The organism is Prauserella salsuginis (assembly GCF_024648885.1).
In the GTDB taxonomy this organism is placed as follows: domain Bacteria; phylum Actinomycetota; class Actinomycetes; order Mycobacteriales; family Pseudonocardiaceae; genus Prauserella; species Prauserella salsuginis.
The window spans coordinates 79,333-91,376 of the sequence record NZ_JANBBF010000011.1 but is presented as its reverse complement, the minus strand read 5'-3'; the positions used below and the strand labels follow the sequence as shown (position 1 = coordinate 91,376).

The 12,044-nt window shown below is 69.3% G+C and carries 11 protein-coding genes; 8 read left to right on the top strand and 3 right to left on the bottom strand.

The window, feature by feature from the left end; all coding sequences use genetic code 11:
• The first annotated feature begins 45 nt into the window (after positions 1–45).
• Both LY40_RS15405 and LY40_RS15400 read left to right on the top strand, forming a co-directional pair.
• Complete coding sequence (locus tag LY40_RS15405; protein ID WP_258937266.1) at positions 46–1,080, top strand: iron-sulfur cluster-binding domain-containing protein; 1,035 nt, start codon at positions 46–48, stop codon at positions 1,078–1,080.
• A gap of 55 nt (positions 1,081–1,135) precedes the next feature.
• A complete protein-coding gene (locus tag LY40_RS15400) occupies positions 1,136–2,608 on the top strand; it encodes a class II 3-deoxy-7-phosphoheptulonate synthase (RefSeq protein ID WP_258937265.1) in 1,473 nt (490 codons plus the stop codon).
• A 20-nt stretch (positions 2,609–2,628) separates the two neighbouring features.
• Here the strand turns inward: LY40_RS15400 and LY40_RS15395 are convergent, their stop codons facing one another.
• Positions 2,629–2,979, bottom strand: a complete 351-nt coding sequence (locus tag LY40_RS15395) for an ArsR/SmtB family transcription factor (RefSeq protein WP_183778939.1) — start codon at positions 2,977–2,979, stop codon at positions 2,629–2,631.
• A gap of 62 nt (positions 2,980–3,041) precedes the next feature.
• Here LY40_RS15395 and LY40_RS15390 point away from each other — a divergent pair, with 62 nt between their 5' ends.
• Positions 3,042–4,280 (top strand): MFS transporter, encoded by a 1,239-nt coding sequence (locus tag LY40_RS15390; protein ID WP_258937264.1) that lies wholly within the window; start codon positions 3,042–3,044, stop codon positions 4,278–4,280.
• 70 nt (positions 4,281–4,350) lie between these two features.
• Positions 4,351–4,908, top strand: coding sequence for a peroxiredoxin-like family protein (locus LY40_RS15385; RefSeq protein ID WP_258937263.1), 558 nt, complete (start codon positions 4,351–4,353; stop codon positions 4,906–4,908).
• A gap of 223 nt (positions 4,909–5,131) precedes the next feature.
• Here LY40_RS15385 and LY40_RS15380 read toward each other — a convergent pair whose 3' ends face one another.
• Both LY40_RS15380 and LY40_RS15375 read right to left on the bottom strand, forming a co-directional pair.
• Complete coding sequence (locus LY40_RS15380) at positions 5,132–5,554, bottom strand: pyridoxamine 5'-phosphate oxidase family protein (protein WP_183778943.1); 423 nt, start codon at positions 5,552–5,554, stop codon at positions 5,132–5,134.
• Positions 5,555–5,716: 162 nt separating this feature from the next.
• A complete protein-coding gene (locus tag LY40_RS15375) occupies positions 5,717–6,331 on the bottom strand; it encodes a TetR/AcrR family transcriptional regulator (protein WP_407676059.1) in 615 nt (204 codons plus the stop codon).
• A gap of 442 nt (positions 6,332–6,773) precedes the next feature.
• Here LY40_RS15375 and LY40_RS15370 point away from each other — a divergent pair, with 442 nt between their 5' ends.
• The 4 genes from LY40_RS15370 to LY40_RS15355 all read left to right on the top strand — a co-directional run bounded on the left by LY40_RS15370 (position 6,774) and on the right by LY40_RS15355 (position 12,040).
• On the top strand, positions 6,774–8,267 hold the full coding sequence (locus LY40_RS15370) for an aldehyde dehydrogenase family protein (RefSeq protein WP_258937262.1): 1,494 nt from the start codon (positions 6,774–6,776) through the stop codon (positions 8,265–8,267).
• 117 nt (positions 8,268–8,384) lie between these two features.
• Positions 8,385–9,974 carry an APC family permease gene (locus tag LY40_RS15365; RefSeq protein WP_183778947.1) on the top strand — a complete coding sequence of 530 codons (1,590 nt, stop codon included), beginning with the start codon at positions 8,385–8,387 and terminating at the stop codon, positions 9,972–9,974.
• 17 nt (positions 9,975–9,991) lie between these two features.
• Complete coding sequence (locus LY40_RS15360) at positions 9,992–11,533, top strand: GMC family oxidoreductase (protein WP_258937261.1); 1,542 nt, start codon at positions 9,992–9,994, stop codon at positions 11,531–11,533.
• A 180-nt stretch (positions 11,534–11,713) separates the two neighbouring features.
• Complete coding sequence (locus LY40_RS15355) at positions 11,714–12,040, top strand: PIN domain-containing protein (protein WP_228725948.1); 327 nt, start codon at positions 11,714–11,716, stop codon at positions 12,038–12,040.
• Positions 12,041–12,044: the final 4 nt, after the last annotated feature.

Below are 12,044 nucleotides of genomic sequence, written 5' to 3'. Positions count from 1 at the left end.
GCCCGGCGACCGGTGCGTGTGGACACACCGAACAAGGGAGCGACGATGAGAACCGAGCCACTGATCCCGGTACGTATCACCGGAGTCGTCGACGAAAGCGCCGACGTGAAGACCTTCACTCTCGAACCGACAACGGCCGATGTCCGTCTCTCGCACGCAGCCGGCCAGTTTCTGACCCTGAAACTTCCGGTCGACGGCCAGGCGCCGATCACGCGCACCTACTCCATCTCGAGCTGTCCGGTCACCGACCGGCGACTCGCCGTCACGGTGAAACGCGCCGCAGGCGGCGTCGGCTCCAACTGGCTCTACGAGGATGCCGCCGTCGGAACGGTGCTGCACACCTATCCACCCGCGGGTGCGTTCACCCTCGACCCGTCGGACCGGGTCGTGCACCTGTTCGCCGCAGGCGTGGGGATCACCCCGATCATCTCGCTGTGCAAGTTCGCCCTGGCGAGCACGGACCGTCCCGCACTGCTGCACTACACGGTCCGCGACCACGACGATGCGCCGTTCCTCGAGGACATCCGCCTGCTCGAACGTGCCTACCCCGGTCGACTCGCGGTCGAGGTCCACGCCAGCGACGAACGGGGGCGCCTGAACGCCTCGACGATCCGTTCCGTGACCGAACACGAGCCGAACCCCGTGTCGTACGTGTGCGGCCCGGACGGCTACACGCGACTGGTCGTGGACACGCTCACCACACTGGGCCGGCCGGCGGACGCCATTCGCACCGAGTCGTTCGGCCCCTCCCCCGTGGCCGGAGGCGAGGGCTCCGGTGTTGCAGGGGCGAGCGGCACCGACCGCCGGGCATCGACCGCACGCGTACGGCTGGACGGCGCGGAAACCGTGATCCCGTGGCCTGCCGACACGCCCCTCATCGACGCGCTCGATGCCGCGGGCATCGCCGCTCCGAGTTCGTGCCGGCAAGGCGAATGCCTGACGTGCGAGTGCCGGATCGTGGCCGGCAACGCAAGCATGCGCCGCAACAACGTGCTCGACGACGAGGACATCGCATGCGGTTACGCCCTGGCCTGTCAGCTGATTCCGCACGACTCCGACGTCACCGTCGCGTTCTCGTGACCACCGACCGTATGCCCGTCGTCATCGCCCCCTGTTCCGGCGAGGAAAGGCCGTCATGACACCGCCCTCCGAAAGCGACCGAACCGGCACCACTGCCCCTGCCACACCCACGGTCTCCTCGACGGACGCCTCGCCGGGCCGGTGGTGGACCGTCGACGTGCCGCTGGACACCCTGCCGGGGCTGCCCCGGCTGCCCGCGTGGCTGCGCGCCCGGCTCGACGAAGCACTCGAGCTCCCTGCGGCGCAGCAGCCCGAGTGGCCCGATCCCGAGCTGACCCGCCACGCGCGTTCGGTCCTGGAGAACGTCCCGCCGCTCACGGTGCCTGCCGAAGTGGACCGGTTGCGGCGGCAGCTCGCCGATGTCGCCGCAGGCAAGGCGTTCCTGTTGCAGGGCGACTGTGCCGAAACGTTCGAGTCGAACACCGAAGCGCACATCGAAGCGAATGTACGGACGCTGCTGCAGATGGCCGTCGTGTTGACCTACGGTGCGAGCCTGCCGGTCGTGAAGGTCGGCCGGATCGCGGGCCAGTACGCCAAGCCCCGGTCGAAGTCGACCGACACCGAGGGCTTGCCGGTGTATCGCGGCGACATCGTGAACTCGGCGGTGGCCGATCCGGTTCTCCGCGTGCCCGACCCCGGACGAATGATCAGGGCGTACGCCAACGCGGCCGCCGCGATGAACCTCGTCCGCACGATGACCGGCGAAGGCATGGCCGGTCTAGGACGGGTGCACGACTGGAACAAGGACTTCGTCCGCACCTCGCCGGCGGGCGCGAGATACGAGGCACTGGCCACGGAGATCGAGCGTGCGCTGCGGTTCATGTCGGCCTGCGGGGTCGACGACGGTTCCCTGCACTCGACCGAGATCTTCGCGAGCCACGAAGCGCTGCTGCTGGACTACGAGCGAGCACTGCTGCGCCTGCACGAGACCGAGCGGGACGAGCCGCGGCTGTACGGCCTCTCGTCACATTTCCTGTGGATCGGTGAACGCACCCGCCAGCTCGACGGGGCCCACATCGCGGTCGCCGAACTGCTCCACAACCCGATCGGCGTCAAGCTCGGTCCGGATGCCAGACCTGAAGAAGCGGTCGAGTACGCCACGCGGCTCGATCCGCGACGCGAGCCGGGCAGGCTGACCCTGATCACCCGGATGGGAAGCGACCGGATCCGAGACGTGCTGCCTCCGATCGTCGAGAAGGTCGAAGCGTCGGGACATCAGGTCGTCTGGCAGTGCGACCCGATGCACGGCAACACGTACTCGTCCGGAACCGGATACAAGACCCGCCACTTCGATCACGTCGTCGACGAGGTGCAGGGGTTCTTCGAGGTGCACCGCGCACTGGGCAGCCACCCCGGTGGCATCCACGTCGAGCTGACAGGTGAGGACGTCACCGAATGCCTCGGCGGAGCCCAGGACATCTCCGACGTCGACCTTGCCGGCCGGTACCAGACGGCCTGCGACCCCCGGCTCAACACTCAGCAGTCGCTGGAACTGGCGTTCCTGGTGGCGGAGATGCTGCGCGGATGAGCACGCGGTGCCCGCGGGTGCTACGCCGCCGCGCTGTGCAGCCGGACGTCGGCGACGCCCGTGCCTGCTTCGGCCGCCAACGCGAGTGTCGTGTCGAGCAGGCCGGGGAACCGGCCTTCGAAATCGTCGCTGCGTAGCCGTACGAAGCACCGCTTTCCCTCTTCGCGGGTGCGGGTGATGCCCGCGGACCGCAGGACCTTGAGGTGGTGACTCAGCGTGGAGTTGGCGACCGGCGCGTCCAGGTCGCCCCATGCCCGTTCCTCGCCGTCGCTCAGCAGCCTCACCAGGCCCAGGCGGATGGGATCGGCGAGGGCGTGCATCACCGTCGGCAGGTCGAGGTCCTCCATCGCGGGGTGTGTTGCGGCGGCCATGCGGTCGATCATACTATGAACCCCGATCGTTCGATGTTCGTCGAAGATAGAAATGAGGAACCATGTCGAGCCACCGCACCTCGACGCTCAGCGTTGCCGGTTACCCGGTCTGGCTCCTGTGCTTGTTCGTCGGAATGCTTGCCCTGGGCACCGACGAGTTCGTGATCTCGGGGATCCTGCCGGACGTGGCCCGTGATCTCGGGGTCACGCCGGGAACCGCCGGTCTGCTGGTGACGGCCTTCGCGATCGCCTTCGCCGCGGGAGCGCCGATCCTGGCGTTCCTCACCGACCGGCTCGACAAGAAGGTGGTACTGACCTGGTCGCTGGTGATCTTCGCCGTTGCCAACGCCGCCGTCGCGATCAGCGACGATTTCGTGCTCACCCTGATCCTCCGGGTCGTGGCCGGACTCGCGGCCGCCGCCGTCTCCCCGACCTGCATGGTGATCGCCGGTATGGGAGCACCGGAAGGCAAGAGCGGCCGGTACCTCGCGGTCGTCACAGCCGGTCTGACCGTGGCGCTGTTCACCGGCGTGCCGTTCGGCGCGTTCCTCGGTGACGTCCTGTCGTGGCGCGCGACCTTCGCACTGATCGCCGTCATCGGCGCACTGGTGGCCGCGCTCAGCGCCGCACTCGCGCCGTCGGTGCCCGGCGGCCCCGTCACCGGCATCGCCGCGCGGCTCGCTCCGGTCCGCAACCCACGGGTGCTCGCCCTGGTCGCGGCGATGTTCCTGTCCGGTGCGGGCGGCCTGATGTTCTACAGCTACCTCGGCACGATCTTCACCGAGCAGCTCGACGCCACCGCAAGCGACGTCACGGTGGCACTACTGGTCGTCGGCCTGGTCGGCGTCGTGGCCGTGTTCTTCGGCGGCGCACTCAGCGACCGGCTGTCCCCGCGGCCGGCACGGCTGATCGTGCTCGGCGGCCACTGCCTGGCCCTGGGGGCGCTGGCGGCCTATCTCGCCTCCGGCGCCGGTTTCGGCCTGACGTTGTTCCTGTTCGTCGCCGTGTGGTCGGTTTTCGCGTGGGCGCTGAGCCCGGTCATCCAGGCCGGCATCATGAGCGTCGCCGACGACCAGCCGATGCTCGCCATGTCGCTGGGCATCAGTGGCCTCTACGGCGGCAGCGCACTCGGTGCCGCACTCGGCGGCTACCTGGTCGACAACTACGGCCCCGCCGCCATCCCGCTCGTCGGCACCGTCTGGCTGGCCATCGGCGTCGCCTGCGCCCTGGTCCGCCCGGCCCCGGCCGCCGACACGACCGAGGACACCGAGACACCGGTCTCGACGAACGCGGCCTCGTGAACCACGACGGGCCGAACCACCGAAGGCCGCGCCGCATCGGTACGAGCCTCACCAGACAAGGAGCGAATCCATGACCGCCACTCCGGCCGACAGCGCACCGAGCATCACCCTCCCCGCTCCGCCCCGGCCACGCAGCACGGCACCCGAGCTCACCGTCGACCTCGTCGGCGGCGGCCGGTGGAGCCTGTCCGAGCAGCAGCCCGCCGCGTTCACGATGATCGTGTTCTACCGTGGCCTGCACTGCCCGGTGTGCCGCAACCAGCTCGCCGCCATCCGCGACAGCGCCGACGAGCTGGCCCGACTGGGCGTCGAACCCATCGGGATCAGCGCCGAGAACCAGGAGCGCGCCGAGCGCATCCGCGACGACTGGAACCTGTCCGAGTTGCCGCTCGGCTACAACCTCCCGCTCGAGACGATGCGGGAATGGGGACTGTTCGTGTCCACGGCGGCAGGCGACAACGAACCCGAGGTGTTCCCCGAACCCGCGACCTTCCTCGTCGACGGCGAACACCGGATCTACTACGCCTCGCTCACCTCCATGCCGTTCGGCAGGCCGCAGCTGGCCGAACTGCTCGGCGGCATCGACTTCGTCACCAGCAACGACTACCCCGCGCGCGGCGACAGCTGAGCAACACCCGGTGGGGCCGGCGCCGCTTCTCGGCGCCGGCCCCGCGTCACCGCCGGTCCTACCGCGGCCCTCGGTCCTGGCACGGCTGTCGATCCCGGCCTGGACCGGCACGGAGCGGTGGGCGACGTCCGGCGGCACGCACAGCCGGCGCTACGAGGCGCTGGAGATTCCCGAGACGGACGAACTCCGCCTGACCATGTAGCTGCCGCCGGAACAGGGAGGGTCAGAGCGAGCCCATGTCTGCGGACAGCCAGTGCTGCGGCCGCATGGTGATCACGATGTGTTCACCGAGGTACTTGCGCTCGTACTCGAGGAACTCCTCGGCCTGTTCCGCGGCCAGGTAACGGACGGCCATCTCGACCGACAGGTCGTGGCTGTCCTCCGAGAACTCCGCGGGGCCTTCGACGCTGACGTACCGGATCGTCGGCTCGACCCGCTGGACCATGAGACTGAACCGGCCGGCTGCGCGGATCGCGCGCGTCTTGCGCGAGTCGGCACCGGTGCGGACCCACAGGGTGCCGCCGGGCGTGTACTGATACCAGATCGGCACGTTCAGCGGCGCCCGTTCGGTCGACTCGACCACGGACAGCGCACCGATGTGCGGCTCGGCCAGGAACTGTTCACGTTCTTCCACTGTGAGCGCCATGTCCGCGACGCTAACGCCGGGCACCGACATCCGCCGGGTGCGCTGCCGCGGACGGACGACCCGAGCCGACCGCGAAGCCCGGATCGACCGCGAAGCCCGGGCCGACCGCGGCGGCCCAGTCGACCGCACTCGGCCACGGCTCGGACTCCTCGGCCGAGCGCGTCAGCCGGCGAGCAACCTGCGGAACGAGGCCTCGACCTCGCGACGTTCGGGCAGTTGTTCACGCACGATGCCCTGGAGCTGCCAGCCGCAGAACAGCACCGACAGTGCGCGGCCGGTCTCGGCGTCGGTGTAGCCGGCGAACAGGTCGGCGAGCGCGGTGTCCCATTCCTGGCTGACGTGCTGCAACGCGGGCCGATGCAGGGCCGCGATGTAGAGCTGGTGTTCGACGACCGTCTGCGCCCGCGCCGGGCCGAGGTAGTGCAGGACGAGCTCGGCGAGCGCCTCGGCGAGCTCGCCTCCCGCGTCCAGCCCCGCCGCCCACGTGCGCAGATGCTCGACGTCGTCGTCCGCTGCCTGCCGAAGCGCACTGGCCAGCAGGTCGTCGAGCGTCTTGAAGTAGTAGGTGGTCGACCCGAGTGGCACGCCCGCGGCCGCGGCGACCCGCCGGTGCGTCAGCTTCTCGACGCCGACCTCGGCGACCACCTCGATGGCGGCCCGGGCGATGCGCTGCCTGCGGTCCGGGTCGCGCTGCCCGGCCGCACGCGCACCGTTCGACCGGGCCTGTTTCGCGGCGGATGCGGCCACATCGGAGGTGGTCGCGTCGGGGGTAGTCACAGCCTCGGGGTCCTTCACAGCTGACGTCTCGTGGTCGAGGCTTTCACCTTGCCATGCCGGGCGGGCAGCGCGGTGCGGCGCAGATCACCGGTATCGCGAATGCACTGCTCGGCGGCGCATTTCTCGTCGAGTTCACAGAAGTCTCGACGCCATTGGTGTACAGATGTACAGGTCGGTGTTAGTGTCCTTCACCGGCGCCACACCGACACGGAAGAACCCGTTACGGGAAACGACTCCGCGCCGGCACCGCCCGCACCGTCGAACCCATTTCGACGCCCGGAATCGACGCGGAAACATGTCCGCGGAAACGGTGCCGCAGCCGGAATCCGGCGGCCGATAAGGCCACCGGCGAAACGCGACGACGAACGCGAAACGGCCGCACGCAGCAGCGAGCCGAAACCGACACGAACACGCCGACGAACGAGAAAAGGGCGAGACGATCATGCCGCACGCCGACAATTCGGCTGCCACGCTGTTCATCGACGGCGAATGGCGAACCGCCGCGGGCGGACAGACGAGACAGATCCACTCCCCCGCCGACGGCACGCTGGTCACCACCGTCGCCGAAGCGGAGCGAGCCGACGCCCAGCAGGCCGTCGCCGCCGCGCGCAGGGCGTTCGACGAGGGCACCTGGGCGTCGAGCTCGGCGTGGGACCGCGGTGACCTGCTGCTGCGCGTCGCCGACATCCTGGTCCGCGACAAGGCCGAGTTCGCCCGCGCGGAATCGCTCGACACCGGAAAACGGCTCGTCGAGAGCGAATTCGACATGGACGACATCGCCGCCTGCTTCCGCTACTTCGGCAAGCTCGCCGGCAACGATGCCGGACGTGTCGTCGACACCGGCAGCCCCGATGCGATCAGCCGCGTGCAGTACGAGCCCGTCGGCGTGTGCGGCATGATCACGCCGTGGAACTTCCCGCTGCTGCAGGTCGCATGGAAGGTGGCGCCCGCGATCGCGGCTGGTGACACGTTCGTGCTCAAGCCCAGCGAGCTCACGCCGAGCACGGCGATCCTGCTGATGCGCGCGCTCGACGAGGCCGGACTGCCGGCGGGCGTGGGCAACCTGGTGCTGGGCGCGGGCGCGGAGGTCGGCAGTGTGCTGGCCGAGCACCCGGACGTCGACCTCGTCTCGTTCACGGGCGGGCTCCACACCGGCCGCACGATCTCCGCGCTGGCGGCGCCGACGGTGAAGAAGGTCGCGCTCGAACTCGGCGGCAAGAACCCGAACGTCGTGTTCGCCGACGCCGACTTCGACACGGCCGTCGACTTCGCACTCACCGCGATCTTCCTGCACTCCGGCCAGGTGTGTTCCGCCGGTGCGCGCCTGATCGTGCAGGACGAACTGCACGATGCGCTGGTCGACGAGATCGTGCGCAGGGCAGAGCGGATCCGCCTCGGGGGTCCGTTCGACAACGACGCCGAGACCGGCCCGCTCATCTCGGAAGGCCACCTGCACAAGGTCGAGGACTACGTCGCGAAGTCGATCGCCGAGGGCGCCGTGCTGCGCACCGGCGGCGCCCGGCCCGACGGTGAGCGCTACGCGGCAGGCCACTTCTACCTGCCGACCGTCCTCGACGAGGTCGAGCAGGGCTCGTACGCCGTCACCGAGGAGTCGTTCGGCCCGGTGCTGACCGTCGAACGATTCACCGACGAGGACGACGCCGTGCGGATCGCCAACGACACGCACTACGGCCTCGCCGGCGCCGTGTTCACCGGCGACCCGGCCAAGGCCCAGCGCGTGGCGAACCGGCTGCGCCACGGCACCGTCTGGATCAACGACTTCCACCCGTACCTGCCGCAGGCCGAGTGGGGCGGGTTCAAGCAGTCCGGCATCGGCCGGGAACTCGGCCGCGGCGGCCTCGGCGAATACCAGGAAGCCAAGCACGTCTACCAGAATCTGCGGCCCGGCCCGCAGCAATGGTTCTCCGGCGAATAAGCCGGCATCACGGCGCGGAACGATCTCCGCGCATTTCGCACTACGCAGGAAACAACCACCCGGGACAGCTGTGCCCGCACACCGGCGGGCACAGAATCCGGGAAAGGAGTTCGGGGCATGAGTGCGCCCAACCACGACGCCGGACTCGGCGAGTTCGGCTACACCAACAAACTGAAACGCAGCCTCGGCGGATTCCATACGTTCGCCGCCGGGATCAGCTACATCTCGGTGCTCACCGGCACCTTCCAACTGTCCTATTTCGGACTCGGCCTCGGCGGTCCCGCCTACTGGTGGTCCTGGCCGATCGTGTTCGTCGGACAGTTGCTGGTGGCGTTGAGTTTCGCCGAGCTGGCCTCGCGCTATCCCATCGCAGGTTCGGTCTACAACTGGGCGAAAAAGCTCGGCGGGCGCCACGTCGGCTGGCTCGCAGGCTGGATGATGCTGCTGGCGTCGATCGTGTCGATCTCGGCCACCGCGCTGGCCTACCAGAACACGCTCCCGCAGATCTGGAAGGGCTTCCAATTCATCGGCGACGGCAGCAACGCCACGGACGCGGCCGTCAACGGCATCGTGCTGGCCATGCTGCTGATCCTGTTCACCACGCTCGTCAACGCCTACGGCGTGCGGCTCATGGCTCGGATCAACAGCACGGGCGTGTTCATCGAACTGGTCGCCGCGGTCGCCCTGATCGTCGCGCTGGCGCTGGTCGTGGTGAATCCGCCGACCGTCGTGTTCGAGACGGCCGGCACCGAGGCCGCACACGGTGGCAGCTACCTGACGGCGTTCCTCGTCGCCGGTATCGCCTCGTCGTACGTCATGTACGGCTTCGACACCGCGGCCTCGCTCGGCGAGGAGTCGATCGACCCGCACCGCAATGCGCCGAAGGCGATCCTGCGAGCACTGGTCGCCTCGTTCCTGCTCGGCGGTCTGATCCTGCTGTTCGGCATGATGGCGATCCGCGACGTCAACGCTCCCGAGCTGGGTGTCTCCGGACTGCAGTTCGTGCTCAGTGACGCGCTCGGCCCGTTGGTCGGCAGGCTGTTCCTGCTGGGCATCTTCGTCGCGATCACCGTGTGCGTGCTGGCGGTGCACACCGCCGCGATCCGCATCATGTTCGCGATGGCGCGCGACAACGCGCTGCCCGGCGGCAAGCGGCTCGCCCGCGTCAGCCCGCGGTTCCAGACGCCGGTGCTGCCCGCCGTGTTCATCGGCGTGCTCGCCGTGGTGCTGCTGCTGGTGAACATCGGCCAGCCGCAGATCTTCACCGCGGTGACGTCGCTGGCGATCATCCTCATCTACATCTCGTACCTGCTGGTCACGATCCCGATGCTGGTCGCGCGGCTGCGCGGGAAGTGGAAGCCGACGAAGGAGGAGGGCCGGTTCAGCCTCGGCAAGCTCGGCCTTCCGATCAACGTCCTGGCCGTCGTCTGGGGCCTGGGCATGACGGTGAACCTCGCGTGGCCGCGCGCCGAGGTGTACAACGCCGAACCGCCGTACCACTGGTACCTGCAGTACAGCGCCGTGTTGTTCGTCGGAATCGCGGCCGTGGGCGGATTCGCGTACTACTGGTTCGTCCAGCGGCACAAGGTCGGTGTACTGGCCGACCACGCCGCTCCCGCGGAGTCCGAATCGGACTCCGCGGCGCCGGGATCCGACGACGACACGACCGCCACGACGGCCGACCGCGAAGCCTCGAGCCTCGCCTGAACCAGGAGGGAATTCCCATGGCAGATCAGTTCGACTACGTCGTGGTGGGCGGCGGCAGCGCAGGCGCGGCGGTCGCGTCCCGGCTGTCCGAGGACCCCGACGTCACGGTGTGCCTGCTCGAAGCCGGTCCGTCCGATGTGGATGACCGCAACATCCTCGAACTCAAGCGCTGGATGGCGCTGCTCGAATCCGGCTACGACTGGGACTACCTCATCGAGCCACAGGAATCGGGTAACTCGTTCATGCGGCACGCCCGCGCCCGCGTACTGGGCGGCTGCTCGTCGCACAACTCGTGCATCGCGTTCTGGGCGCCCGCCGAGGACCTCGACGAGTGGGAGTCGATGGGCCTTCCCGGCTGGGGCGCGAAAAACGTCTTCCCGCTGTACCGGCGGCTGGAGACCAACGACGGACCCGGTGAGCACCACGGCCGCAGCGGTCCGGTGACCATCCGCAGCGTCCCGCCGAACGACCCGTGCGGCGTGGCACTGCTGGAAGCGTGCGAGCAGCAGGGCATCCCCACGACGGAGTTCAACTCCGGCACGACGGTGACCCACGGCGCGAACTGGTTCCAGATCAACGCCCGCGAGGACGGGACGCGTTCCTCGTCGTCGGTGTCGTACCTGCACCCGGTCATGGACCGGCCGAACCTGCAGATCCGCACCGGTGCGTGGGCCAAGAAGGTCACCTTCGACGGCACCCGCGCCACGGGCGTGCAGTACCTCGACGAGGACCAGATCCACACGCGCACCGTCACCGCCCGTCGCGAGGTCGTGCTCTCGACGGGTGCGATCGACACCCCGAAGCTGCTCATGCTCTCGGGCATCGGACCGGCGGAGCACCTGCGGGAGTTCGGCGTCGACGTGCTCGTGGACTCCCCCGGCGTCGGCTCCACGCTGCAGGACCACCCCGAGGGCGTCATCAGCTGGGACGCCAAGCAGCCGATGGTCTCGGACTCGACGCAGTGGTGGGAGATCGGCATCTTCACCCGGACCGAGGATGGCCTCGACCGGCCGGATCTGATGTTCCACTACGGCTCGGTGCCGTTCGACATGCACACCGTGCGGCAGGGCTACCCGACGTCGGAGAACGCGTTCTGCCTGACGCCGAACGTCACGCGGGCACGGTCGAGCGGCACGGTGCGGCTGCGCAGCCGCGACTTCCGCGACAAGCCGGCCGTCGACCCGAAGTACTTCACGCATCCGCACGACATGCGCGTGATGACCGAGGGCATCAAGCTGGCGCGCCGGATCGCCGAGCAGCCGGCGATGCGCGACTGGGCGGGCACCGAGCTCTTCCCGGGGCCGGACGTGCGGACCGACGACGAGATCGCCGACTACATCCAGCGCACCCACAACACGGTCTACCACCCCGCGGCGTCCGTCCCGATGGGCGCCGAGGCCGACAAGCCGCTGGACGAGCGGCTGCGGGTGAAGGGCGTGCACGGGCTGCGCGTGGCGGACGCCTCGGCCATGCCGTTCCTCGTGGCGGTGAACCCGAACATCACCACGATGGCCATCGGCGAGAAGTGCTCCGACATGCTCAAGGCCGACAACGCCTGACCACGGGCATCGTCGGCACCGTCTCGCCGCGTCCGGGTGCGTTCCCCCGGTACCCGGCCGCGGCCGAGCCTGCCCGCGTCGCGAACCCCGAGCGCGACGCGGGCACGGCCCGCATCCGAGGCCCCTCCCGGCCGGCGATCCGGGAGGGGCCTCGGATGCAGCAGGCGGTGCCCGGCGAGCGTGCCTGGCAGCAGCTTCGCGCCGGTGCCGTTCGACGCCGAGGCCGAGCCCGCGCGCTTCTACGCCCAGCTCTACGCCCGTGTCCGCGCCGAGGGGCGCAGGCCCCGCAGGCGGCTCGCCGACCTGCAGATCGCGTCCATCGCCGGTGCACACGGCCGGCCACTCGTGACGCGCAACCCGGCCGACTTCACCGGCCTCGCTTCCCTCGTCGAGCCCATCGCGGTGCAACCGACGGGACCCCGTGACCAGGCGCGGGGTGTGACCTGCGCCCGAGATGTCAGCTATCGGCCCGGCAGCCGAGGCGTATCCGCAATACTCCTGCGGTGACCTG